Annotated in this window: 20 protein-coding genes and 1 other RNA gene; 16 read left to right on the top strand and 5 right to left on the bottom strand. The window is 72.8% G+C overall.

The features are described from left to right. Positions 1–102: 102 nt before the first annotated feature. The 4 genes from ACTFAP_RS09060 (at position 103) to ACTFAP_RS09045 (ending at position 5474) form a co-directional block, all read left to right on the top strand. Positions 103–1812, top strand: a complete 1710-nt coding sequence (locus ACTFAP_RS09060; RefSeq protein WP_500468756.1) for a serine/threonine-protein kinase — start codon at positions 103–105, stop codon at positions 1810–1812. Positions 1813–1938: 126 nt separating this feature from the next. Then, positions 1939–3183, top strand: coding sequence for a serine/threonine-protein kinase (locus ACTFAP_RS09055; RefSeq protein WP_500468755.1), 1245 nt, complete (start codon positions 1939–1941; stop codon positions 3181–3183). A gap of 180 nt (positions 3184–3363) precedes the next feature. Beyond that, on the top strand, positions 3364–4470 hold the full coding sequence (gene prfB / locus ACTFAP_RS09050; protein WP_495684155.1) for a peptide chain release factor 2: 1107 nt from the start codon (positions 3364–3366) through the stop codon (positions 4468–4470). A 236-nt stretch (positions 4471–4706) separates the two neighbouring features. Further along, positions 4707–5474: a hypothetical protein gene (locus ACTFAP_RS09045; RefSeq protein WP_500468754.1), complete on the top strand. Its 768-nt coding sequence runs from the start codon at positions 4707–4709 to the stop codon at positions 5472–5474. 93 nt (positions 5475–5567) lie between these two features. Here ACTFAP_RS09045 and ACTFAP_RS09040 read toward each other — a convergent pair whose 3' ends face one another. Beyond that, on the bottom strand, positions 5568–5768 hold the full coding sequence (locus ACTFAP_RS09040) for a hypothetical protein (protein WP_390123219.1): 201 nt from the start codon (positions 5766–5768) through the stop codon (positions 5568–5570). 229 nt (positions 5769–5997) lie between these two features. Here ACTFAP_RS09040 and ftsE point away from each other — a divergent pair, with 229 nt between their 5' ends. From ftsE to ACTFAP_RS09010, 6 genes are all read left to right on the top strand, one after another. After that, positions 5998–6687, top strand: a complete 690-nt coding sequence (gene ftsE, locus ACTFAP_RS09035) for a cell division ATP-binding protein FtsE (RefSeq protein WP_030725116.1) — start codon at positions 5998–6000, stop codon at positions 6685–6687. A 43-nt stretch (positions 6688–6730) separates the two neighbouring features. Next, on the top strand, positions 6731–7642 hold the full coding sequence (ftsX, locus tag ACTFAP_RS09030) for a permease-like cell division protein FtsX (RefSeq protein WP_495684153.1): 912 nt from the start codon (positions 6731–6733) through the stop codon (positions 7640–7642). 78 nt (positions 7643–7720) lie between these two features. After that, the gene (locus ACTFAP_RS09025) at positions 7721–8863 is read left to right on the top strand and encodes a S41 family peptidase (RefSeq protein ID WP_495684152.1); all 1143 of its coding nucleotides are present in this window, start codon (positions 7721–7723) and stop codon (positions 8861–8863) included. A gap of 89 nt (positions 8864–8952) precedes the next feature. Then, positions 8953–9453, top strand: a complete 501-nt coding sequence (gene smpB / locus ACTFAP_RS09020; protein WP_030725125.1) for an SsrA-binding protein SmpB — start codon at positions 8953–8955, stop codon at positions 9451–9453. A gap of 94 nt (positions 9454–9547) precedes the next feature. After that, positions 9548–9918: a transfer-messenger RNA gene (gene ssrA, locus ACTFAP_RS09015) on the top strand. 203 nt (positions 9919–10121) lie between these two features. Continuing rightward, positions 10122–11957, top strand: a complete 1836-nt coding sequence (locus ACTFAP_RS09010; protein WP_500468751.1) for a penicillin-binding transpeptidase domain-containing protein — start codon at positions 10122–10124, stop codon at positions 11955–11957. Here ACTFAP_RS09010 and ACTFAP_RS09005 read toward each other — a convergent pair. Beyond that, on the bottom strand, positions 11846–13225 hold the full coding sequence (locus ACTFAP_RS09005) for an MFS transporter (RefSeq protein ID WP_500468749.1): 1380 nt from the start codon (positions 13223–13225) through the stop codon (positions 11846–11848). The genes ACTFAP_RS09010 and ACTFAP_RS09005 overlap by 112 nt on opposite strands. A 103-nt stretch (positions 13226–13328) precedes the next feature. Between ACTFAP_RS09005 and ACTFAP_RS09000 the strand changes: the two genes are divergently transcribed. Continuing rightward, a complete protein-coding gene (locus ACTFAP_RS09000) occupies positions 13329–14333 on the top strand; it encodes a LysR family transcriptional regulator (protein ID WP_500468748.1) in 1005 nt (334 codons plus the stop codon). Between the two features lie 9 nt (positions 14334–14342). Here ACTFAP_RS09000 and ACTFAP_RS08995 read toward each other — a convergent pair whose 3' ends face one another. Continuing rightward, entirely contained in the window at positions 14343–14984 is a 642-nt protein-coding gene (locus tag ACTFAP_RS08995; protein ID WP_495684148.1) for an NAD(P)H-dependent oxidoreductase, read from the bottom strand. Positions 14985–15065: 81 nt separating this feature from the next. On the opposite strand from ACTFAP_RS08995, the gene ACTFAP_RS08990 reads away from it, so the two are divergent. Beyond that, positions 15066–16010 (top strand): cupin domain-containing protein, encoded by a 945-nt coding sequence (locus ACTFAP_RS08990; RefSeq protein WP_500468747.1) that lies wholly within the window; start codon positions 15066–15068, stop codon positions 16008–16010. Between the two features lie 137 nt (positions 16011–16147). Here the strand turns inward: ACTFAP_RS08990 and ACTFAP_RS08985 are convergent, their stop codons facing one another. Both ACTFAP_RS08985 and ACTFAP_RS08980 read right to left on the bottom strand, forming a co-directional pair. After that, positions 16148–17143 (bottom strand): LuxR C-terminal-related transcriptional regulator, encoded by a 996-nt coding sequence (locus ACTFAP_RS08985; RefSeq protein WP_495684147.1) that lies wholly within the window; start codon positions 17141–17143, stop codon positions 16148–16150. Continuing rightward, complete coding sequence (locus ACTFAP_RS08980) at positions 17144–18073, bottom strand: helix-turn-helix transcriptional regulator (protein ID WP_400013534.1); 930 nt, start codon at positions 18071–18073, stop codon at positions 17144–17146. Positions 18074–18475: 402 nt separating this feature from the next. On the opposite strand from ACTFAP_RS08980, the gene ACTFAP_RS08975 reads away from it, so the two are divergent. The 4 genes from ACTFAP_RS08975 (at position 18476) to recD2 (ending at position 24147) form a co-directional block, all read left to right on the top strand. After that, positions 18476–19738 (top strand): ATP-grasp domain-containing protein, encoded by a 1263-nt coding sequence (locus tag ACTFAP_RS08975; protein WP_495684146.1) that lies wholly within the window; start codon positions 18476–18478, stop codon positions 19736–19738. Positions 19739–19751: 13 nt separating this feature from the next. Continuing rightward, positions 19752–20762, top strand: a complete 1011-nt coding sequence (locus ACTFAP_RS08970; RefSeq protein WP_495684145.1) for a DUF1015 family protein — start codon at positions 19752–19754, stop codon at positions 20760–20762. A gap of 43 nt (positions 20763–20805) precedes the next feature. Further along, complete coding sequence (locus ACTFAP_RS08965; RefSeq protein ID WP_500468746.1) at positions 20806–21747, top strand: LLM class flavin-dependent oxidoreductase; 942 nt, start codon at positions 20806–20808, stop codon at positions 21745–21747. 189 nt (positions 21748–21936) lie between these two features. Beyond that, entirely contained in the window at positions 21937–24147 is a 2211-nt protein-coding gene (gene recD2 / locus ACTFAP_RS08960; RefSeq protein WP_500468745.1) for an SF1B family DNA helicase RecD2, read from the top strand. The last annotated feature ends 195 nt before the right edge of the window (positions 24148–24342 follow it).

Below are 24342 nucleotides of genomic sequence, written 5' to 3'. Positions count from 1 at the left end.
CGGGTGCACCGGCGGCGGCATTAGAGTGGAGAACTCGGTCTCGTCACCACACGTCCTCACTCGTCATCATCACCACCATCAGCGAAGCATCAGGGAGCACACGTGCGGCCGGTCGGCAGCAAATACTTGCTCGAAGAGCCCCTCGGGCGCGGCGCTACCGGGACCGTGTGGCGGGGCCGCCAGCGGGAGGCCGCCGGGGACGAGGCGGCCGTCACCGGCGCACCGGGCGAGCTGGTCGCGATCAAGGTGCTCAAGGAGGAGCTCGCCCACGACCCCGATGTCGTGATGCGCTTCCTGCGCGAGCGTTCCGTGCTGCTGCGCCTCACCGACGACAACATCGTCCGCACCCGTGACCTGGTCGTCGAGGGCGAGCTGCTCGCCCTCGTCATGGACCTCGTCGACGGCCCCGACCTGCACCGTTACCTGCGCGACAACGGCCCCTTCAGCCCCGTCGGCGCCGCCCTGGTCACCGCCCAGGTCGCCGACGCGCTGGCCGCCGCGCACGCCAAGGGCGTGGTGCACCGCGACCTCAAGCCCGCGAACGTCCTGATGGCCGGCGGCGGCCAGGACGGCGCCCCGCTGCGCCCGCTGCTCACCGACTTCGGCATCGCCCGGCTCGCGGACTCACCGGGGGTCACCCGGGCCCACGAGTTCGTCGGCACCCCCTCCTACATCGCCCCCGAGTCCGCCGAGGGCCGCCCGCAGACCTCGGCCGTGGACGTGTACGCGGCCGGCATCCTGATGTACGAGCTGATCACCGGCCGTCCCCCCTTCGCCGGGGAGAACACCCTCCAGGTCCTCCAGCGCCACCTCAGCGAGCAGCCCGCCCGGATCGACGGGCTGCCGGAGCCGCTGTGGACGGTCATCGAACGCTGTCTGCGCAAGAGCCCCGACGAGCGGCCCAGCGCCGTGAGCCTGGGCCGCGCGCTGCGCACCGTCGTGGCCGGGATCGGCGAGCACGCCACCCAGGAGCAGTCGGACGCGGCGTACGGGGTGGCGGCGCTGCTGCTGCCCGACAGCACGCCGGTGAAGGTGACGGGCCCGGGCGGGCCCGACGCCCAGCCGACGCAGGCGCTGTCCGGGGGCTCCTACGACCCCGGCGCCGCCACCAGCGTGCTGCCCTCCGCCGGCGGGGCCGGCGGCGCGGGAGCCGGTGCGGACGGTGGCCTGGACGGCACCCGGGTGATGCCCGCCCAGCAGGGCCCCGACGAGCCGCAGGCGCCGCCGCCGTGGGCGGACCAGATGCGCGCCGCCCGGGACCGCAACGAGCAGACCCAGTTCCAGCAGCTCGACCCCGAGCAGGACCCCCTCTACCGCGCGCCGCAGCGGCAGCCGCAGCGCCGCCAGCCTCCGCAGCCCCAGCCCCAGCCGCAGCCGCAGCGCCGTCCGCAGCGGCGCAGCTCGGCGGCGGCGGCCGGGCACTTCGGGTACGCGGACGAGCAGCGCTATCAGCAGCAGCCGCAGCCCCAGGCGCAGCCGTACCAGCAGCCGCCGCAGCGCTACCACGAGCCTCAGCCCCAGCGGTACCAGGAGCCCCCGCGCCGCCGGGAGCCGGAGCGCGACCGCGAGCCGCGCGGCCGTTCGCGCAGCGCCAATCCCATGCGGATTCCCGGCCTCGGCTGCCTCAAGGGCTGCCTGTTCATGGTGGTGATCATGGCCGTGATCGCGTTCCTGCTGTGGAACTTCACGCCGCTGCCGGAATGGGTGGCCGAGGGCCAGAGCTTCTGGGAAGCGACCAAGGACTGGTTCAACACCGTCGGGGAGTGGCTCGGTCTGGTGGAGAAGGCGCAGGACGCGACCTCCGGCTCCTGACGCGTCGGTGACCTGGGGGATTTGTCGACTTCCGGAGATGGATTCCGGCCGCCGCTTGCCCACAAAGCGGGGCAAGGCGGGCGGCCGGGGCCGCCGGTGGCCGGATCGCCGTCGTAGCCTCACGCCATGGCACGGAACATCGGCAGCCAGTACACGACCCACCGCGTCCTGGGACGCGGAAGTGCCGGAACGGTGTGGCTCGGGGAAGGGCCCCAGGGCCCTGTCGCCATCAAGCTGCTGCGCGAGGACCTCGCCACCGACCCGGAACTGGCCGAGCGCTTCGCCCACGAGCGGCACGCCCTGCTGGGCCTGGAGCACCCGCACATCGTCGGCGTGCGTGACCTCGTCATAGGGGGCGAGGACGGCCAGGACCTCGCCCTGGTGATGGACCTGGTGCGCGGCCCCGACCTGCGCACCCACCTGGAACGGGAACGGCGGCTCGCCCCGCACGAGGCGGTGGCCATCACCGCCCAGATCGCCGCGGGCCTGTCCGTCGCGCACGCGGCGGGCATCGTGCACCGCGACATCAAGCCGGAGAACATCCTGCTGGAGCCGGCCCCCGAGGGCACCGGCACACCGCCGACCGCCCTGCTGACCGACTTCGGCGTCGCCAAGCTGATCGACGAACCCCGGCACGGCGGCAAGGGCGGGGTGGTCGGCACCCCCGACTACGTCGCCCCCGAGATCGTCGAGGGCCTGCCGCCGCGCGCGGCCGTGGACATCTACGCCCTGGTGACGGTGCTGTACGAGCTGCTGGCCGGCTTCACGCCGTTCGGCGGCGGGCACACCGGGGCCGTACTGCGCCGCCAGGTGACGGAGACGGCCGCCCGGCTGCCCGGGGTGCCGGACCCGCTGTGGGAAGTGCTGCAGCAGTGCCTGGCGAAGGCCCCGGCCTCGCGGCTGCGCGCCGCGGAGCTGGCCTCCCGGCTGCGGGAGATCCTGCCGTCGCTGGAGGGGCTGCCGCCGCTGGACATCGGCGACCCGGACGAGGCGGACGAGCCCCAGGAGCCGGCGAACCTGCCGCAGCCGGTGCCGGGGCCGCTGCCGGCCGCCGTCCCGCTGGTGCGGTCCGACATCCCCGACGACGAGCGCGCCACGCACACCCGGATGCGGGTGCCGGACGCCGAGGAACTGGCCGGCGGCGCGCACGGCACGGCGCGCACGCCCCGCGCACCGGGCCAGGCCCGGGCCGGCTCGGCCCGGCACGCGGCGGCGGCCCGCCGCAAGCGCCGGCTGGCGATCACGGTGGCGGCGGGCGTCCTGGCCGTGGCCGCCGTCGGCGGCTGGCTGCTGACCGGGGGCGGCGACGGCGACAGCAACTCCCACCGGCTCCCGCACACCACCACCGGCGAACCAGCCCTCGCCCCCTGACACCCGGCGGGCCACCCGGGCCACCGGCAGCGGATCGCACCGTGGCGCCCGTCCGGCCCCGTGCCGGGTGCGGGCACGACGGGACCACCGCCCAGCTCCGGCCGGGCCCCCACGGCCCGGCGCCCGCCCGGAGGGCGACTGGCGGCGGGGTGGGATGCGGCAGCCGTTACGCTGGTGTATGTGGCAGCCGTCGATGTATCCGAAGCTCTGAAGTCTCTCGCCTCCACCATGGAGTCGATCGAGGCCGTCCTCGACCTTGACCAGTTGAGGGCCGATGTGGCCGTGCTGGAGGAGCAGGCGGCGGCGCCCTCGCTGTGGGACGACCCCGAGCACGCCCAGCAGGTCACCAGCAAGCTGGCCCTGCTCCAGGGCCAGGTGCGCAAGACCGATGAACTGCACAGCCGGATCGACGACCTCGAAGTGCTCTTCGAGCTGGCCGAGGCCGAGGACGACGCCGACACACGGCGCGAGGCCGAGGCGGAACTGGCGGCCGTCCAGAAGGCCGTGGACGAGCTGGAGGTCCGCACCCTGCTGTCCGGCGAGTACGACGGCCGCGAGGCGATGATCAGCGTCCGCGCCGAGGCCGGCGGGGTCGACGCGGCGGACTTCGCCGAGCAGCTCCAGCGGATGTACCTGCGCTGGGCCGAGCGCAAGGGCTACTCGACGGAGGTGCTGGACACCTCGTACGCCGAAGAGGCCGGCATCAAGTCGACCACCTTCACCGTGAAGGCCCCGTACGCGTACGGCACGCTCTCCGTCGAGCAGGGCACCCACCGCATGGTGCGGATCTCGCCGTTCGACAACCAGGGCCGGCGACAGACGTCCTTCGCGGGTGTCGAGGTGCTGCCGGTGGTGGAGCAGACCGACCACATCGACATCCCGGAGAACGAGATCCGGGTCGATGTGTTCCGCTCCTCCGGCCCCGGCGGGCAGTCCGTCAACACGACCGACTCCGCGGTCCGGCTGACCCACCTGCCGACCGGCATCGTCGTCTCCTGTCAGAACGAGAAGTCCCAGATCCAGAACCGCGCGGCCGCGATGCGCGTCCTCCAGGCGAGGCTGCTGGCGCACCAACGCGCCGAGGAGCAGGCCAAGATGGACGCGCTCAAGGGCGACGGAGGCAATTCCTGGGGCAACCAGATGCGCAGCTACGTGCTTCAGCCGTACCAGATGGTGAAGGATCTGCGGACGGAGCACGAGGTCGGCAACCCGCAGGGGGTTCTCGATGGTGACATCGACGACTTCCTCGAAGCGGGAATCCGGTGGCGCAAACAGCAGGAGAAGTAACCTTCACCCAATTCTCACGCCATGCAGGGTATTTAACGGACATCCCGCTTGACGCTCGCATGACGAGCGGGAAAGCTGTTCGCGGCATGCCTGTGTTCTGGGGTGCGTGTTGCAGCGGGGTGCGTACCGGCACGAGCCGCGGGTGCCCCCGCCGCACCGCCGCAGCCCTTGAGTGAGGCTGCGACCCCACGACAAGACATTGTCGAGAATCAATAACTACAGGGGGTAGTGGATTTATGGCCAGTTCCAAGACGCGCGCCAACGTCGCGCGGGTGGCCGCGGCTGCGATCTTCGCGGCCGGTGCTTCGCTCGCGGTGGTCGGCACGGCCAACGCGACCGGTGGCTCCGACAAGAACGAGACCACGCTCATCGGGATCGGCGACGACGGTGACTCCGTCGGCACCGGCATCCTGGGCGGCAGCTCCGACGGTTCCGACGGCGGCTCCGACGAGGGCGCCGACCAGGGTGGCGACGAGGGCGCCGACGGCGGTTCCGACGAGGGTGCGGACCAGGGTGGCGACGAGGGCGCCGACGGCGGTTCCGACGAAGGTGCCGATGGTGGCTCCGACGAGGGCGCCGACGAGGGTGCCAACGGTGACGCCGATGGCGGCAACGGTGGCAACGGTGACGCCGACGGTGGTAACGGTGGTAACGGTGGCAACGGTGACGTCGATGGCGGCAACGGTGGCTCCGACGACGGTGGCTCCGGCAACGGTGGCCCCGGCCCCGGTGTGAACGAGGGCGCCACCGGCCCCGGTCCGCAGACCGAGGGCGGTGCCAGCCCGATCGAGCAGAACCCGCCGGCCGAGGACATCACCGAGACCGTGCCGGACACCACCACTCCCGCCGGGGAGACCCCGAACGGGGAGCGTGGCGAGCTGGCCGAGACCGGTGCCTCCGGTGGCGAGGCGCTGCTGATCATCGGTGCCGCGACCATGATCGCCGGTGGGGTGGCCTTCCGCTACCTGCCGCGTCTGGTCAACAAGGGTGCTGCCGCCGCCTGACGACGGCCCGCACCTCACGCGTCACTCGCGTAACGCCCACGGGCCCGGAGCGATCCACTCGCTCCGGGCCCGTACGGCTGTTTCCGAGGACTTCTAGGCGGGCCTGGCCACCAGCAGGGCCACGGTCACCAGCGCCAGCAGCGCCGCCATCAGCAGCGCCCCCGGGGCGCCCAGCGGCCCCCACGCCCCCCGCTCCTCACGCATCCGGGCCCGGCGGTCCCGGCACACGGCGCACCGGCCCTCGCTCACGCGCCCGGCGCAGTTCGCGCACACCAGCCAGTCTGCGGCGGTCATGGCGATCGTCTCCTCTCATGTCCCCCTCCTTACCTACTGTGCCAGGCTTTGGCCGTAACCGCAGACGCCAGATCAGGGCAAAGCGGGTGGTAGCGGTCGCTGTCTGCGCACCATGCGCCGCGTCGCGTAAGGTCTGTGCCCAGCGAGGGGGGAGCCTCCCCCAGCCATCGGCCGGGAGATACCGCCAGGGGCTTCCGCCGCATGTACCCAGCCTTGACGTGGTGTAACCGTGATCCGATTCGACAATGTCTCCAAGACGTACCCCCGGCAGACCGCGCCGGCACTGCGCGATGTCTCCCTGGAGGTCGAGCGTGGCGAGTTCGTCTTTCTGGTGGGCTCCTCCGGCTCCGGCAAGTCCACCTTCCTGCGCCTGCTGCTGCGCGAGGAGCGCTGCAGCACCGGCACCGTGCACGTCCTGGGCAAGGACCTGGGCCGGCTGTCCAACTGGAAGGTGCCGCAGGTGCGCCGCCAACTGGGCACCGTCTTCCAGGACTTCCGCCTCCTGCCGAACAAGACGGTCGGCGAGAACGTCGCCTTCGCCATGGAGGTGATCGGCGAGGCGCGCGGCAAGATCCGCAAGACCGTGCCCGAGGTCCTCGATCTGGTGGGCCTGGGCGGCAAGGAGGAGCGGATGCCGGGCGAGTTGTCCGGTGGTGAGCAGCAGCGGGTGGCGATCGCCCGCGCGTTCGTCAACCGCCCCATGCTGCTCATCGCCGACGAGCCCACGGGCAACCTCGACCCCGACACCTCCGTGGGCATCATGAAGCTGCTCGACCGCATCAACCGCACCGGCACCACCGTGGTCATGGCGACGCACGACGCGCAGATCGTGGACCAGATGCGCAAGCGGGTGATCGAGCTGGAGAAGGGCCGACTCGTGCGTGACCAGACGCGCGGCGTGTACGGCTACCAGAACTGACCTCCGGCGCTTCACGCACTCACCCCCGCACTGAAAGGACGCCATGCGCGCCCACTTCGTCCTGTCGGAGATCGGAGTCGGTCTCCGCCGCAATCTCACGATGACCTTCGCGGTCATCGTCTCGGTCGCCCTCTCGCTGGCGCTGCTGGGCGGCTCCCTGCTGGCGAACCAGCAGGTCAACAGCATGAAGGACTTCTGGTACGACAAGGTCCAGGTCTCGATCTTCCTCTGCAACGAGAACGACGCCGACAACGCTCCGCAGTGTGCGCGCGGCGCCGTGACCGAGGACCAGAAGGAGGAGATCCTCGGCGAGCTGGAGGCCATGCAGCTGGTCGACGAGGTGTACGAGGAGTCCGCGAGCGAGGCGTACGACCGCTACCAGGAGCAGCAGCAGGGTCAGCCGATCGCCGCCGTGGTGACGCCCGACCAGATGCAGGAGTCCTTCCGGGTCAAGCTGGTGGACCCCGAGCGGTACGACGTGGTCGCGACGGCGTTCGCCGGGCGCGACGGCGTCTACTCGGTGGAGGATCAGCGGGCGCAGCTGGAGAACCTGTTCGCGCTGCTGAACGGCGTCAACTACGCCGCCCTGGGCCTGATGGCGCTGATGCTGGTGGTGGCGCTGCTGCTGATCGTCAACACGGTGCGGGTGTCGGCGTTCAGCCGCCGCCGGGAGACCGGGATCATGCGGCTGGTGGGCGCGTCCAGCTTCTACATCCAGATGCCGTTCATCCTGGAGGCGGCGATCGCGGGGCTGCTGGGCGGTCTGTTCGCCTGTGTGCTGCTGGTCGGGGTCAAGTACTTCGCGATCAACAACTTCCTGGCCCAGGAGATCCCGCTGATCAACTTCATCGGCTGGGACGCGGTGATCTCGGTGCTGCCGTTCGTGCTGGCGGTGGGTGCCCTCATGCCGTCGGTGGCGGCGTTCTTCGCGCTGCGCAAGTACTTGAAGGTGTGACGCGGGTGTGATGAATCACGCCACGCACCTCCGAAAGGCCCTCCGCGCGCCCCGGTCCGGTGACCTACACTCCCGTCCATGTCAGGTCCGACTGATCGGCTGACGCCCCGGTCTGTCCGGCGTGGGGCGGCTTTGGCCTGTGTGTTCGCCGGTGTGCTCATGTCGGGGGCCGCGACCGGCTCCTGGATCGAGGAGCCGGAGGGCGAGGGCGCCGACAGCGTCCCTGTGGCGGCCGGCGACGACGCGCCACGGGACGCGGGTGACGCCGCCCGGCTCGTCAGCCGCAGCGGTGACCGCTGGGCGGCGGCGTACTCGCCGCAGGAGTACGAGCGGCTGCGGCTGTCCCTGGAGGGCGAGTACGTGGGCACCGGGATAGCGGTCAGCCGCACGGCGGACGGCCGGATCGTGGTCAACGAGGTGCACGTGGACAGCCCGGCCGAGCGGGCCGGGATTCTGCCGGGTGACGAGATCGTCACCATCGATGGGGCAGGACTGGACGGCGGCGCGGTCACCGACGCGGTCGGGCGGCTGCGCGGCAGTGATCAGCCGGCGGCGGCCGGGCCCGGCTCCACCGTGCTGCTGGGGCTGGTACGGGCCGGGGAGCGCTGGGAGGCCGAGGTGGCCAGAGCCCGGCTCACGGCCGAGACGGTGTCGGTGTCCCGGGAGGTGCCCGGGGTGACCCGGATCCATGTCTCCTCCTTCACCCGGGGTTCGGCCGGTCAGCTGCGCGAGGCGGTGGGCGGCGTCCCGGCCGGGGACGCGGTGCTGCTGGACCTGCGGGGCAACGGCGGCGGGCTGCTGACGGAGGCGGCGCAGGCGGCGTCGGTGTTCCTGGACGGCGGCCTGGTGGCGACGTACGACGTGCACGGTGACCAGCGGGCGCTGCACGCGGAGCCGGGCGGGGACACCCGTACGCCGCTGGTGGTCCTGGTGGACGGCGGCACGATGAGTTCGGCGGAGCTGCTGGCGGCGGCGCTGCAGGACCGCAACCGGGCGGTGCTGGTGGGGTCGCGCACGTTCGGCAAGGGCACGGTGCAGATGCCGAGCGAGCAGCCGGACGGGTCGGTGGCCGAGCTGACCGTGGGGTACTACGCGACGCCCTCGGGGCGGACGGTGGACGAGGAGCGGCCGGTGGAGCCGGATCTGCCGGTGGGCGCGGGCGAGGACGCCGAGGAGAAGGCACGCACGGTGCTGGACGGGCTGGCCACCGGGCCCGGCTGAGGGCCCGGTCTCGGGTGGCCGGGCGGCCCGGCGGGTGGCCGTTAAACGGGCGGCGGTGCGGCGGCGTGGCGCCGTAGACTGATCACGTCATGGCTAAGAAGAAGAAAGAGACGGCGATCGGGTCGGGGCGCAAGCTCATCGCGCAGAACAAGAAGGCGCGGCACGACTACGAGATCCTGGACACGTACGAGTGCGGCCTGGTGCTCACGGGCACCGAGGTGAAATCGCTGCGCCAGGGCCGGGCCTCGCTGGTGGACGGCTTCGGGCAGCTCGACGGGGGTGAGGTCTGGCTGCACAATGTGCACATTCCGGAATACGCGCAGGGCACCTGGACCAATCACGCGGCGCGCCGCAAGCGGAAGCTGCTGCTGCACCGCGCGGAGATCGACAAGCTGGTCGGCAAGGTGCAGGAGTCGGGTCTGACGCTGGTGCCGCTGGCGCTGTACTTCACGAACGGCAAGGTGAAGGTCGAGCTGGCCGTCGCGCGCGGCAAGCGGGAGTACGACAAGCGGCAGACGCTGCGGGAGAAGCAGGACACCCGGGAGGCGGAGCGCGCGATGTCGGCGGCCCGTCGCCGGCAGCGCGCCTGAGCGGCGCGGAAAAAGCCCGGGCGTCGCGGCATCGGGTGGCGTACACTGGTGCACAGCGGGCCCCACGGGGCTCGGCTGCTTGTTAACTCAACATGGGGATGATCGGTTTCGACAGTGGTTGTCGAAGCAGGGGAAGCGAGCCGAGGAAGCGGCAATGATCTCGTAAACCATATGTCGCAAAAAAATAATCGCCAATACCAAGCGCGATTCCTTCGCCCTCGCTGCATAAGTAGCGACTGGTGAGGTGCCAGCCCGGGCCTGTTCCCGTCCCGGTTCCTGGTATCAGCTAGGGGACTTCACCGTTAGCCTCGGTCACGGAGGCTTGCGGGACATTTAACAGTGACTGAGCCCGTCGGAGACTTGTCCGCGTGATCTCCGGGGCCGAGAAAATCGCAGCGGACTGCGCTCGGAGAAGCCCTCTTTCCACGTCACTGGACGCGGGTTCGATTCCCGCCATCTCCACCGTTTCACCGTCAGGCCCCGGCCCGCGTTCGCGCGGACCGGGGCCTGCGTTTGTTCGAACCCCGGGGTGACTGTCCGTGGGGCCCGGTAGGGTCACCGGCATGGCAGACAGTGCACCGGGGTGGGGTCCTCAGGGCCGGCCAGAGCCCGAGACGACCGGCGGAAACCGAACAAAGTGGATCATAGGGGGCGCAGTCGCTGTCACCGTGCTGGCGATCGGCGCCGTCCTGTTGCTGCGCGACGGCGACGAGGACCCGGCGAGCGCCGCGCGGTCCGAGTCCCAGAAGTTCCTGGACGCCTGGGCGGAGGGCGACCTGGAGGGGGCCGCCGCGCGCACGGACGACGCGGAGGCCGCGGAGTCGCTGCTGGAGTCGGTCCAGCGCAACCTCGGCGCCGAGGAGACCGCGCTCACCATCAGCGGGGAGGTGGTGCGCGCCGAACTCGACACCGGTGCGCCCGAGGCGGCGTACACGGTGCCCTTCACCGCCTCCTTCACCCTGCCCGGGGTGGGGGAGTGGTCCTACGAGTCGTCCCTGTACGCCGCGCCCGACGGGGTCGAGGAGGACACCTGGCACGTGCACTGGGAGTCACCGCTGGTCCACCCCGAGCTGTCCGAGGGCCAGACCCTGGTGCTCAGCACCGACCAGTCGGAGCGCGCCCCCATCCTCGCCGCGGACGGCAGCCAGCTGGCCGGCCCCTCCGTCGTGTGGGACCTGAGCATCTGGCCCGCCCGGCTGAGCGACCCGGAGGCCGCCTACGAGGCGCTGGACGGGCTGGACGTGGGCCTGGACACCGAGGCGCTGGCGGACCGGGTGGAAGCCTCCGATCCCGACCAGGCCGTGTCCGTGGTGAGCCTGCGCGACGAGGTCTTCCGCGAGCACGAGAACGCGCTGCGCGCGGTGGAGGGCCTCCAGTTCGCGGAGGACAGCCGCCCGCTGGCGCATCTGGCGCGCACCGTGGTCGGCGGCCTGGACCCCGCGACCGGCGCCGGGTCCTCGGGGCTCCAGGGCCGGTACGAGGAGCAGCTGGCCGGTACGCCGAGCGCCGCCGTCGTCATCGCCGACCGTGAGTCGGGGGACGCGGTGGAGGTGCTGTACGAGCAGGAGGGCGGCGAGCCCGGCACGCCCGTGCAGACCACCATCGACGCCGATGTGCAGCGTGCCGCCGAGGCCGCGCTGGAGGGTACGGACCAGGCCGGCTCCATCGTGGCGGTGCGGCCCTCCACCGGGGAGGTGCTGGCGGCGGCCGACTCCCCGCTGGACGGCGGGGACCGCTCGCTCAGCGGGCAGCTCGCGCCGGGGTCCACCTTCAAGGTGATCACCACCGCGGCGCTGCTGGAGGGCGGCACCGCGCCCGGCGAGGCGATCGGCTGCCCGAAGTACGAGACCGTGGAGGGCTACCGCTTCCAGAACCAGAACGAGTTCGAGCTGGGCCCGGCCACCACGCTGCACGAGGCGTTCACCGCCTCCTGCAACACCGCCTACATAGCCAACCGGGACCGCTTCGAGCCCGACACGCTGCGGCTGACCGCCGAGGCGTTCGGCATCGGCGTCGAATGGGACCTGGGCGCCGGCTCGTTCGACGGCAGCGTGCCGGACGCCGAGGGCGCCAACGACCTGTCGGCCTCGCTGATCGGGCAGGCCCGGGTGCAGGCCAGCCCGCTGGTGATGGCCTCGGTGGCGGCCACCGTCGCCGAGGGCGCCTTCCACCAGCCGGTGCTGGTGCCCGACGCGGTCGCCGAGCCCGCGTCCGCGCCGTCGGAGCTGAGCGCGGACACCTACGCGGCGCTGCGCTCGATGATGCGGGACACCGTCACCGAGGGCACCGCCACCGTGCTGGGCTCCGTGCCCGGCACGCCGCACGCCAAGACCGGCACGGCCGAGTTCGACACCGGCGACGGCGAACTGTCCACCAACGCCTGGCTGATCGGCTACCTCGGCGACGCGGACCTGGCCTTCGCCGTGCTGCTGCTGGACGGCGGCTCGGGCGGCGCCACGGCGGGCCCGGTCGCGGTGGACTTCCTCACCGGCTTCCAGGAGTAGAACGCGAGCCGGGCGACCGCCGCCGCCAGCGTGGCGGCGGTCAGCGGAGTGACGTAGCCGGCGGCGCCGGGCGGCAGATGTTCGGCCGCCCAGCCGCCGGCCGCCGCGCCCGCGGCGATGCCCGACAGCAGCGCCGTCACCGCCAGGGACATGCCCTCGTTGAGCCGGGGCGCCGGCGTCAGCTCCTGGAGCAGCGTCATGCCGGTGACCATGGCCGGCGCCGTCGCCATCCCGGCGATCAGCAGTGCCGGCACCAGCGGCAGCAGCGTGCCGGTGGCCGCCACCAGCAGCGGCAGCGCCATCAGCACGGCCATGAGCGTCACCCAGCGCACCAGCCGGCGCCGTACCGGGGCGGCCCCCGGGGTCAGCAGCCCGAACGCGAGCCCGGCAGCCCCCGACCCCAGCGCCTGTGCCGCCAGCACGGCACCCGCCCACGCCTTCAGCCCCAGGCCGTCCGCGTACGCGATCGTCACCACCTCCAGCGACCCGAACACGGCGCCGGTGCACAGGAAGGTGACCAGCAGCGGCGGTATCCCGGGCAGCAGCAGCGGGGCCCGCCCGGTACGGGCCCGCCCCGGCTCACGGGGGGCGACGGGCGGCTCGGTACGGCGCTGGGCCGCGAACAGCACGCCGCCGGTCGCCAGCAGCGCGACCGCGGTGAGGGTTCCGGCCGCCGGGAACAGCGCGGTGCACAGCCCGGCGGCGATCAGCGGGCCGAGCAGGAAGCACAGCTCGTCCATGGCCTGCTCGAAGGAGTTGGCGGTGTGCCGGGCGGCGGGATCGCCCCGGTACAGGTGCGCCCAGCGGGCCCGGGACATGCCGCCGGTGTTGGGGGTGGCCGCCATGAGCGGGACGCAGCAGAACCAGGCCCACAGCGGGGCGCCGCCGGTGACGCACCACAGCAGCCCCAGATGTCCGGTGCCGGTCAGCAGCACGGCCGGGACGGTGATCCTGGCCTGCCCGTACCGGTCCACGAGCCGGGCCAGCAGCGGGCCGCCGACGGCGGAGGCGGCGAGCGTGCCGGCCACGACCGCGCCGGCCAGCGCGTACGAGCCGTGCAGTCCGGTGATCAGCAGCACGGCGGAGATGCTGAACATGCCCATCGGCAGCCGGGCCAGCAGGTTGGGCAGCGTGAAGGCGAGCGCGCCAGGGGCGTCGAACAGCCGGGCGTACGGGCCGCGCGGGCGCCGGGGGCGGCGGCCGCGGCGGTGACGGTCGGGGGAGAGGGGAACGTGGACGAGGGTGTGGCCGGTGAGGGCGAACTGCATGGTGATCACCTTCGGGCCGGGCCGCGCGGGGCGTCCAACACCTGATCGGCGGCCATTCACACACCCTGGTAGTGAATCGGCCCCGACCGGCGACAATGAGGGAATGTCCGCCGACCGTGACACCGATCCACGGCTGCTGCGCGCCTTCGTCGCGGTGGCCGAGGAGTTGCACTTCACCCGCGCCGCCGCGCGGCTGTTCGTCGCGCAGCAGGCGTTGTCCCGGGACATCAGACGGCTGGAGGAGCAGTGGGGGACGCGGCTGTTCGTCCGCAGCACCCGTCAGGTGACGCTGACGGCCGACGGCGAGCGGCTGCTGGCCCCGGTGCGCCGGGCACTGGAGGCGCAGCGGGACCTCGCTGCGGCGGTGCGCGGCGCCGGGGCGGGGGCCCGTCCGCTGGTGGTGGATGTGTCGGCGCCGGTCACCACGGCCCGGCTGGTCCTGGACGCCGCCCGCGAGGCGGCGCCCGGGGTGGAGTTCGTGGCCCGTTTCCACAGCGGCCTGGCCGGGGCGGTGGCCGAGATGACGCGCGGCCAGCTGGATGTGTCCTTCGGCCGGTTCGCGGGCCTTGACCCGGGGGTCCGCGCGGGGCTTGACCACCGGCTGGTGCGTTACGAGCGGACGGCGGTGCTGCTGCCCGCCGACGATCCGCTGGCCCGCCTCGCGGAGATCCCGCTGGACCGGCTGGCCGGGCGTGAGCTGTACGCGGGCGCCGGCAATCCGGAGACCACCGAGTGGACGGACTACGCGGAGCGGCTGTTCGCCGGGCGCGGCATCGCGGTGGCGCCGCCGTTCCCGCGCATCGACGGCGAGGAGGAGTTCGTCCGGCTGGTGCGGGCGCGCGGGTGGTGGGTGCTGGCCAGCGAGCAGTTCACCGGGGTTCCCGGCATGGTGCTGCGCCCGCTGACCGATCCGGTGCCGCTGTCGCCGGTCTCGGTGGTGTGGCCCCGCGCCCTGCGGCACCCGGGGCTGGCGGCGCTGCTGGACACGGCGGCGGCGCTGGGCGCCGCGGGGAACTGGCTGCACCGCCCGCCGGGCGCCTGGCTGCCCGAGCCGGACCGCCGGTTCGTGCGGCCGGCGGTCCCGCCCCCCTCGCGCGGGTCGGGATAGGTGGATGGCTCACGTGGCAGGAGTGCCGGCCCGTACGGCTTCGCCGACGACGCGTACGGCCCGTGTGACGCTCTCCGCCGTGGCCTCGGAGGAGGGCTGCTCGGATTCATGGATGAACGCGGTGGCACCGCGGCGGCTTCCGACGTAGTCGACGATGCCGTGCTCGATCTGCGTCCGCAGCGCCCGTTCGTATCCGTGCCGCTCGAAGCCGCCGGGGTCCTCGCCGGCGATGGGCAGCAGATGCGTGGTCAGCCGCTGGAGCCTCGGACGCAGCCCCGACCCGGCCGAGTGGTCGAAGGCCCAGCCGTTGACGAACACGCGGTCGATCCACCCCTTGAGCAGCGCCGGCATGGACCACCAGTACACCGGGAAGACCAGGACGAGGTCGGTGGCGCGGTCGAGACGACGGTGCTCGCGGGCCACATCGGGAGCGTGGGGGCCGCCTTCCTGGTAGTGGCGGCGGTCCGCCGGGGTGAACCGGGGGTCGAACCGCTCCCGGTGCAGGTCCGCCACCTCGACGGCCCGGGGACGGAGGGCCGAGGCGAGTTGACGCGCCACGTGGTGCGTCAGGGAGCCGGGGTCCGGGTGTGCGGTGACCAGCAGGGTCAGCGGGTCGTGGGCGTCGGGTGTCAGGTCAGTGTTACGCGTCATGGCTCCTACAGAACACGCACGGGACGCACGATCACATGGGTGAAAGGCCGAAATGCCTTTGCAATCGTCTAGCCTGTCGGTGTGGACGTGACCAGTGACCTTTTCCGCGGAGTGCGGGCCCGCGGCTCCCTGTTCGGCAGTTCGACGCTCTCCGCGCCCTGGTCACTGCACTTCGTGGACGGTGCGCCGCTGACCCTGTGCACCGTCCTCACCGGGGCGGGCTGGATCGTGCCGGAGGGCCATCCGCCCGAGCGCCTCGGCGCCCACGACACGATCGTGGTGCGCGGTCCCACGACCTTCACCTTCGTGGACGAGCCCGGCAGTACGGCCGAGCCGATCAGCTGCGGAGAGGACTGCGCGACGCCCGAGCAGGGCGGCACCCGGCACCGGCTGGGCTGGCACGATCCCGGGGAAGAGGGCGGCGACGACAGCGGCGCGACGACTCTGGTGGTCGGGGCCTACCCGGTCCGCGGCGAGATCAGCCGGCGGCTGATGGAGGCGCTGCCGGTTGTGCTGCGGGTGGACTGCGGAGGCACCGGCGACCCGGTGCTCGACCACCTCGCCGCCGAGGTGGCCCGCGACGAACCGGGCCAGCAGGTCGTGCTCGACCGGCTCCTCGACTGGATGCTGGTCTGCACGCTGCGTACCTGGCTGGACAGGCCCGGTGGCCGCCCCCCTGCCTGGTGGACCGCCCAGAAGGACCCGGTGGTCGGCCAGGCGCTGCGCCTCCTGCACGGCGAGCCGGCGGCACCGTGGACGGTGGGCGAACTGGCCCGGCGTACGGGGGTGTCCCGCTCGACACTCGCCAAACGGTTCGCCGATCTGCTCGGTGAACCGCCGCTGGCCTACCTCACCCGCTGGCGCATGACGCTGGCGGCGGATCTCCTGGTCGAGCAGGGGGCCTCGACCGTCGCGCACGTCGCCCGTGCCGTCGGTTACAGCGATCCGTTCGCGTTCAGCGTGGCGTTCAAGAGGATCCGGGGCGCCAACCCCAGCGAGTTCCGCCGCCTGGCCGAGACGCGATGACGCGGCGGTGTATTCGGTGGGCGGCCGTCGCGGACGCCGCGGTGCCCGCCCCTCTCCGTCGGCCGCACCCCGGTAGCCCGTGCCCGGCGCCTGCCTGACGGACCGTGCGGGCCCGAAGAAGATCGCCCGGAGAGGACCTAGCCGAGCCAGCCGTTCAGGGCGGCCCGTGCCCCGGCCTGGAACCGGCTGGTGGCGCCCAGATGGGCCATCAGCTGGGAGACGAGACGGCTCACGGAGCGCCGGGAGATGCCCAGTTGCTCGGCGATGTCGTCGTTCGACCTGCCGACCGCCATCAGCCGCAGCACCTCGCGCTCCAGGCCGCCCGGCACCCCGTCCCCCGCCTCCCCGGCGGCGGCGGTCACCGGGATGTCGATGCCGTCGTCCCAGCAGTGGTCGAAGACCTGGCACAGGAAGCTCAGCGCGGAGGGGTCCCGTACCAGCGCCACCCCGGTCCCGGTGTGCAGCGGGTCCAGCGGGAGGACCGCGCACCGCCGGTCGTAGATCAGCATCCGCGAGGGCAGCGTCCCGGCGCTGCGCACCTGGGCGCCCGCCGCGCCGATCGTCTCGGCGTAGCGCAGGCCGACGCGGTGGGTGCGGGCGCTGTGCTGCATCAGGACGCGGATGCCGACGCCGCGCGCCAGCAGCTCCAGGTCGAGCGGGACGGCCGCATCGATCGCCTCCTCGGTGGGGACGCCCGGCATCAGGGTCTCCACCGATTCGACGCAGGTACGCGCCAGGTCGTCGATGACGGCGCGGGTGTTGCCGATGCCCTCGACGACCTCGATGCTGATCTCGGCGGACCGCATGCCGCGCGCCGCCACGTACTCACCCGAAAGTGACTGGAATTGTTCCCTCGCGGCGGCCATCGTGATGCGCTGGGCCAGGATGTCCGCCTCCACGGGGGCGAGCAGCTGGTCGGCGGCGCTCTCCGGGCTGACCGCCACCCAGCCGCCCGCCGGGGACGGCTGGAGCAGGCCGAGCCCGTACAGCAGGGCCTCGGCGCGGGTGACGTCGTCGGGGCGCAGCCCGGCGCGTGCGGCGAGCCGGTCGGCGTCGTCCGCGGGGTGGCGTACCCGCAGCAGGTAGACCTGGAGCGCGGTGGCGTCGATGTCCTCGACCTCGTGGATCCGCATCTAGGAGAGCCAGCCGTTCAGCGCCGCCCGGACGCCGGCCTGGAACCGGCTGTCGGCGTCCAGCTGTTCCAGCAGCCGGGCCACCACGCGGCTCACCGAGCGCGGGGACATGCCCAGTTGGTGGGCGATCGCCTCGTCCTTCTTCCCGGCGGCCATCAGCACCAGGACGTCGCGGTCCACGCCGACGGGTGCCGAGCCCGACTTCTTGGGCCCCTCGACGAAGTCCACCGCCCGGTCCCAGTAGTGCTCGAAGAGCTGCTGGAGGAAGCCGAGCACGGTGGGGTCGCGCACCAGCGCCACACCGGACTTGGTGTGCAGCGGGTCGAGCGGGAGGACGGCGCAGCTGCCGTCGTAGATGAGCATCCGGGAGGGCAGCGCGGTGATGCTGCGCACCTGGGCGCCGGCCTCGATGAGGGTGGTGACGTACCCGACGGTCGGCTGGTGCCGGCGGGCGGTGTGCTGCATGAGTGTGCGGGCCTTCACGCCGCGTTCGAGGATCTCCAGGTCGCCGGGGGTCGCGGCCTGGATGGCGGCCCGGCTCTGGCCGCCGCCCGGGTGCAGCGCGTCGACCGACTTGGCGCAGGTGCGGTCCAGATCGGCTATGACGGCGCGGGTGTTGTCGATACCCTCGACGACCTCGATGCTGCTCTTGGCCGAGCGCATGCTGCGGGCTTCGAGGTAGTCGCCGGAGAGCGCGTGCAGCCGGGCGCGGGTGGCGGCCATGGCGATGCGGCGCTGGAGGATGTCCTGTTCGATGGGTGCCAGCAGGGCGTCGGCGGCGCTTTCGGGGGAGATGGCGACCAGTCCGCCGCCGGGCGAGGGCCGCAGCAGGCCGAGTTCGGTCAGCCGGGCCTCGGCGGAGGCGGCCTCGGCGGTGGAAATGCCGGCGCGGGCGGCGATCTGTGCCACCGAGTCGGTGGGATGAATCACGCGAAACCGGTAAACCCGTGTCGTCGCGGCGTCTATTTCCCCGGGTTCGTACACGCTCATCTTCCTCGCATGACGTCAGCAAGCACCTTGGCGTCAACTGGACAGGCGAGATGATGCCACAGGGACTCTATCGACTTCCTCGTGAATGCTCGTGAGCATGATTGGGCCAACATGCCATTCATGTTCGCCTATGTGGACACGGAAGAGGGATCCCGTGAAGAAGTTTGCTCTGAGCGTTATCGCAGCTCTCCTGCTCGTGGGTGCCTCCGGTGGGGTCGCCATGGCTGCCGGTTCCCCGGCCGCCAAGGGTGAGGTCATCACGACCGACAGCCTCTGGGACTGACCACGGCCCGCTGATACGACGGATCGGATCGGATCGGTGGACAGGAAAGTGGTGCGGTGATGGCCCAGGCCCCGCTGGCGGTGCTGCTGAGCCCGCGCCTCGAAGAGGTACAGGCGGCCCGGGAGGTCGGTGCCCGCACTCTTGTCCTCGCTCCCGACCGGGCGGCTCCGGGGATCCGGGAGGCCGTCGCGGCGGCGCACGACGCGCTGACCGTGGACTGGCTGGATCACCAGGGGCTGCTGATGGCGATCGGTCATCTGGCCGGTCATCCCGCCAGGGTGTCGGTGTTCGGCTTCGCGGAGGCCAGTGCGCTGGTCGCCGCGCGGGTGAACGAGGCCCTGCGGTTCCGGGGCAATCCGCACGCCGCCGTCGCGTATCTCACGGACAAAGTGGCGCTGCGCGGCAAGGTCAATCAGCTCACCGGTACCCCCGTCCGGTTCGAGCAGTGCGATCGGGTGACGCGTCTGGTGGCCGCCGCCGAGCGGGTCGGCTTCCCGTGCGTCGCCAAGCCGCGCACCGGTTCGGGCGGCCAGGAGGTGCATCTTCTGCGCGATGTCGCGGATGCCGCACTCCTGGCCGCCGAACTGGTGAGCGAACCGGCGCTGATCATCGAGGAATTCCTGGAGGGCCCCGAGTACAGCGTGCTCGCCCACTCCAGGGACGGTGAGCACACCGTGCTCGCCGTGGCCAGAAAGCATCTGTCGGACGGCCCCGGGTTCACCGAGGAGGGCCACGATCTGCCGGCCGACCTCGGCCCGCGGGACACGGCACGGATCGGCGACCTGGTCACCGCCACCCTGGGGGCCGCCGGCCACCGGGCGGGACTGTCCCTGACCGAGGTGGTCCGTACCGCACAGGGACCGCGGCTGATCGAGTCGCACGCCCACCCCGGCCCCGGCCGGCTCGGCGACCTGCTGGCGCTGGCCACCGGCACCGACCCGGTGGCGCTCGCCGTCGCCACCGCGCTGCGGCTGCCCGTACCGGCGCCGCACCCCTCGTCCGGCCGGCGGTACGCGGGCATCCGCACCCTGCGGCTGCCCCCCGGCCGGCTCGACGCCGTGCACGGGATCGACGAGGCGTACGCCCTGCCGGGCGTCGCCGACATCGGCATCACCGTTCGCGTCGGAAGCCATGTCCCGGAGGCCACCAGCCGGGCCGCCGGGCATGGCTTCATCACGGCCGTCGCGTCCAGCCCGCAGGAAGTGGAGGCGGTGCTCGGCAAGGCCCTTGGCCTGCTGCGCCCGGTCGTCGGCGGCGCGGATCCCGGAGCGTGCGGGCAGCCCGCGCATCCCGAGAAGGAGGAGGAGCACACTGCTGCCTGAGCTGCTCCCCGGGATGGGATTCCCCGCGACCCCGGCCCCACGGGCAGACCTGCTGCTTCCCCTCCCCGGCCTGTTCGCCGGACCGCCCGCCCGCCCCGGCTACGTCGTCCTGGAACGCCTGGACGTGCACGGCCGGGTCGAACAGCGCGGCGTCCTGGGCGCCCTGAGCCTGCACGGCACCGAAAGCGGCCACATCCTGCGGCACCAGCAGGTGGGCGAGCCCGAAGTGCGGCTGCACACCCGGCTGCTGCGCGAGCGCCGCACCCCCGCCGAACCGCTGCTGCTGGCCGCCCCCGACCCGGGCGCGTTCCGCCGCTGCATCGAGGAGACCGTCCGCCGCCCGCCCGACCGTACGGGGCCGGCCACCCGCGGCGGCACCCAGCGGCTGTGGGCGGTGGCCGGCGAGTGGAGCCGGCGGCCCCCGGCGCTGCCGCCGGTGCTGCTGGCCGACGGCCACCACCGTCTCGAGGCGGCCCGCCGGCTGCACCGCGGCCAGCCCGCCCGGATGGGCGACCGGCTGCCGGCCCTGGTCGTGGACCACGGCCGCTACCCGCTGCGGCTGGCGGCCACCCACCGCACGATGCCCGGCCTCGACCCGTACCGGGCGGCCGATGTGGCCTCCGGCTTCGCCCGGGTGACGGAGCTTCCGGCCGGCTCGCCGCGCCCGGTGCCGCGCGCCGGCACGTTTTTACTCACCGGCAAGTCCAGGATCTGGGCCATCTCCCGGGTCTCCCCGGTCACCACGGCGCGCCGGCTGCGGTTCCTGCCCTCGGAGTGGGCCGAGCTGTCGGCCGCCATCAGCGACCACGTCCTGATCCCGATCCTCTGCGAGGACCAGGGACTTGACCCCACGCCCGGGTACACCGAGCGCCATCCGGCGGACGACGAGGCCGGGCTGATCCTGCCGCCGCCCACCTGGGAACAGATCTGGTCGGGCGCCGCCGGCGGCACCGTGATGCCGCCCAGGACCACCTCGCTGGGCCCCGCCCCGCTGCCGGGACTGCTGCCCCCGCTGCCCTGCTGATTCGCCGTGGCCGGGGCGGGGGTTGCCGCATAGGCTCACGGCCATGACGGATATCGGTGTGATGGTGCCGCGCGATCTGGCGGCGGAACGGTTCGTCCGGTACGTCCGGCGGGCGGAGGAACTGGGCTTCGCCGAGGTGTGGGTGGTCGAGGACTGCTTCTTCCGGGGCGGCTTCACGCAGGCCGCCGTCGCGCTGGCGGTCACGGAACGGATCCGGGTGGGGATCGGCATCCTGCCCGCCGTGCTGCGCAACCCGGCGCTGACGGCGATGGAGGCGGCCACGCTCGCCCAGCTGTTCCCCGGCCGCCCGGTCGTGGGCATCGGGCACGGCATGCCCGGCTGGATGCGGCAGGTCGGCGCGTACCCGGCGTCGCCGCTGGGCGCGCTGGGCGAGCATCTGCGCACCGTACGGGCGCTGTTGCGGGGAGAGACGGTGCGCGACGAGCGGCTGGACGCGGTGACGCCCGACCTGCCGGTGGCGGTGGTGCCGCCGGTGCTGGCCGGGGTGCGCGGGCCCAGGTCGCTGGCGCTGTCCGGGCGGGAGGCGGACGGCACGATCCTGGCCGAGCCGGTGACCCCCGAGTATCTGGCGGCGGCGCGCGGGCACATCGGCGCGCGGGCGGTGGCGGAGGGGCACCGCGTGGTGGCGTACAACGTGGCGGCGGTGGACGACGATCCCCAGGTGGCGCGGGCGGCGGTGCGGCCGGCGCTGGAGTGGATCGGCGAACCGGACTGGGCGCCGCACATCACCCCGCTGCCGTTCGCGGCGGAGTTCGCCCGGCTGCGCGAGGACAGCGCGGACCGTGCGGAGTTCGCCGCGCGGCTGCCCGGTGAGTGGGTGGATCAGCTCGCGGTCACCGGCACCCCCGGGCAGGCCCGGGAGCGGATCGCGGCGCTGCATGCGGCGGGCGCCGGCAGCGTGGTCCTGATGCCCGCGGGGCCCGACCCGCTGGTGGCGTTGGAGGGGCTCGGACGGGTCCTGTGACCGTTCGGGCACATGTGCGGGAAAACTCTTCGCGGATCGGTGCAACCGTTCGGGCGTGATCGGTGTCGTAGGGGTCGGGGAAACACGGGGGTGCAGGAGGGGAGCGAAGGGCCCGGCGGGGGAGCCGGGCCCTTCGGAGTTTTCCACAGCCCCCTTCGTCCTGTCGGCGCCGGTGGATACCGTGCGGGCATGTCGTCGCACAGCGCGGTGCTCGAGGGGGTCCTGGAGCGCATCACCTACGCCAACGAGGAGAACGGGTACACCGTCGCCCGGGTGGACACCGGCGGCGGTGGCGGGGAACTGCTCACCGTCGTCGGGGCGTTGCTCGGGGCCCAGGTGGGGGAGTCGCTGCGGATGCGGGGCCGCTGGGGCTCGCACCCGCAGTACGGACGGCAGTTCACGGTGGAGAACTACACGACCGTGCTGCCCGCCACCGTCCAGGGCATCCGGCGCTATCTGGGCTCCGGGCTGATCAAGGGCATCGGGCCCAGGACCGCCGAGCGGATCGTGGAGCACTTCGGGGTGGCCACCCTGGAGGTCATCGAGGCGGACGCGGGCCGGCTGATCGAGGTGCCGGGGCTCGGCCCCAAGCGCACCCGGCTGATCGCCGCGGCCTGGGTGGAGCAGAAGGCCATCAAGGAGGTCATGGTCTTCCTGCAGAGCGTGGAGGTGTCCACCTCCATCGCGGTGCGGATCTACAAGAAGTACGGGGACGCCTCGATCTCCGTCGTGCGGAACCAGCCCTACCGGCTGGCCGCCGACGTGTGGGGGATCGGCTTCCTGACCGCCGACCGCATCGCGCAGGCGGTCGGCATCCCGCACGACAGCCCCGAGCGGGTGCGGGCCGGGCTGCGCCACACGCTGTCCCTGGCGAGCGACCAGGGGCACTGCTTCCTGCCCGAGGAGCGGCTGATCGCGGAGGCGGTGAAGCTGCTCCAGGTGGACACCGGGCTGGTCATCGACTGTCTGGGGGAGCTGGCGCAGGACCCGGAGGGGGCGGTGCGCGAGCCGGTGCCCGACCCGCAGGACCCGCACGGCACCGTGATGGCGGTGTACCTGCCGCCCTTCCACCGGGCCGAGCTGTCGCTGGCCGGGCAGGTGCGGCGGCTGCTGCGGGCCGGGGAGGACCGGCTGGCGGCCTTCGCGGACGTGGACTGGGGCCGGGCGCTGGCCTGGCTGGCGCAGCGCACCCGGGCGGAGCTGGCGCCCGAGCAGGAGGCGGCGGTGCGGCTGGCGCTGACCGAGAAGGTGGCGGTGCTGACCGGCGGCCCGGGGTGCGGGAAGTCGTTCACGGTGCGCTCGGTGGTGGAGCTGGCGCGGGCGCGCCGGGCGAAGGTGGTGCTGGCGGCGCCGACGGGGCGGGCGGCGAAGCGGCTGGCGGAGCTGACGGGGGCCGAGGCGTCCACGGTGCACCGGCTGCTGGAGCTGAAGCCGGGCGGCGACGCGGCGTACGACCGGGACCGGCCGCTGGACGCGGATCTGGTGGTGGTGGACGAGGCGTCGATGCTGGATCTGCTGCTGGCCAACAAGCTGGTGAAGGCGGTGCCGCCGGGCGCGCACCTGCTGCTGGTGGGGGATGTGGACCAGCTGCCGTCGGTGGGCGCGGGCGAGGTGCTGCGGGATCTGCTGGCGGACGGCTCCCCGGTGCCCGCGGTGCGGCTGACCAGGATCTTCCGGCAGGCGCAGCAGTCCGGGGTGGTGACGAACGCGCACCGCATCAACGCCGGGCGGCCGCCGCTGACGCGGGGGCTCGCGGACTTCTTCCTGTTCGCCGAGGAGGACACGGAGGCGGCCGGGCGGCTGACGGTGGACGTGGCGGCGCGCCGGATCCCGGCGCGGTTCGGGCTCGATCCGCGCCGGGACGTGCAGGTGCTCACCCCGATGCACCGCGGCCCGGCCGGGGCGGGGGCGCTGAACGGGCTGCTCCAGGAGGCGGTGACCCCGGCCGCGCCCGGGCTGCCGGAGAAGCGGTTCGGGGGCCGGATCTTCCGGGTGGGCGACAAGGTCACCCAGATCCGCAACAACTACGAGAAGGGCGCCAACGGCGTCTTCAACGGCACGGTCGGGGTGGTGCGCGAGCTGGACGCGGACGAGCAGCGGCTGGTGGTGCGCACTGACGAGGACGAGGACGTGGCGTACGAGTTCGGTGAGCTGGACGAGCTGGCGCACGCGTACGCGGTGACGATCCACCGTTCGCAGGGCAGCGAGTATCCGTGTGTGGTCGTCCCGGTGACGACGAGCGCCTGGATGATGCTCCAGCGCAATCTGCTGTACACGGCGGTGACGCGGGCGAAGCGGCTGGTGGTGCTGGTGGGTTCGCGGCGCGCCCTGGAGCAGGCGGTACGCAGCGTCTCGGCGGGGCGCCGGTTCACGGGGCTCGACATGCGGCTCGCGGGGTGACGCGGGGTGACGCGGGGGCCGGCGGGCGGGACGTCGGCGGGCGCCTGTCCGGCTGCGGGGGCAGAATAGTCCGCATCATCCCGGTTCCAGCGGCACGGCGTGCCAGAAACTGGGCCGATTGCCGACCCTGAGTGCACATATTGGCCCCGGATGGGGGACACTGGGAGGGAGTCAGGGCACCCCGAAGGAAACTCG

The organism is Streptomyces sp. PH9007 (genome assembly GCF_059813725.1).
The sequence above is the reverse complement of the archived record's forward strand: the minus strand, read 5'-3'. Positions and strand labels throughout refer to the sequence as shown.

Coding starts and splice junctions, on each gene's coding strand:
- ACTFAP_RS09055 (WP_500468755.1), top strand. CDS start 1,939: ATGGCACGGAACATCGGCAGCCAGTACACGACCCACCGCGTCCTGGGA.
- ACTFAP_RS09045 (WP_500468754.1), top strand. CDS start 4,707: ATGGCCAGTTCCAAGACGCGCGCCAACGTCGCGCGGGTGGCCGCGGCT.
- ACTFAP_RS09040 (WP_390123219.1), bottom strand. CDS start 5,768: ATGACCGCCGCAGACTGGCTGGTGTGCGCGAACTGCGCCGGGCGCGTG.
- ftsX (WP_495684153.1), top strand. CDS start 6,731: ATGCGCGCCCACTTCGTCCTGTCGGAGATCGGAGTCGGTCTCCGCCGC.
- ACTFAP_RS09025 (WP_495684152.1), top strand. CDS start 7,721: ATGTCAGGTCCGACTGATCGGCTGACGCCCCGGTCTGTCCGGCGTGGG.
- smpB (WP_030725125.1), top strand. CDS start 8,953: ATGGCTAAGAAGAAGAAAGAGACGGCGATCGGGTCGGGGCGCAAGCTC.
- ACTFAP_RS09005 (WP_500468749.1), bottom strand. CDS start 13,225: ATGCAGTTCGCCCTCACCGGCCACACCCTCGTCCACGTTCCCCTCTCC.
- ACTFAP_RS09000 (WP_500468748.1), top strand. CDS start 13,329: ATGTCCGCCGACCGTGACACCGATCCACGGCTGCTGCGCGCCTTCGTC.
- ACTFAP_RS08995 (WP_495684148.1), bottom strand. CDS start 14,984: ATGACGCGTAACACTGACCTGACACCCGACGCCCACGACCCGCTGACC.
- ACTFAP_RS08985 (WP_495684147.1), bottom strand. CDS start 17,143: ATGCGGATCCACGAGGTCGAGGACATCGACGCCACCGCGCTCCAGGTC.
- ACTFAP_RS08975 (WP_495684146.1), top strand. CDS start 18,476: ATGGCCCAGGCCCCGCTGGCGGTGCTGCTGAGCCCGCGCCTCGAAGAG.
- ACTFAP_RS08970 (WP_495684145.1), top strand. CDS start 19,752: ATGGGATTCCCCGCGACCCCGGCCCCACGGGCAGACCTGCTGCTTCCC.
- ACTFAP_RS08965 (WP_500468746.1), top strand. CDS start 20,806: ATGACGGATATCGGTGTGATGGTGCCGCGCGATCTGGCGGCGGAACGG.
- recD2 (WP_500468745.1), top strand. CDS start 21,937: ATGTCGTCGCACAGCGCGGTGCTCGAGGGGGTCCTGGAGCGCATCACC.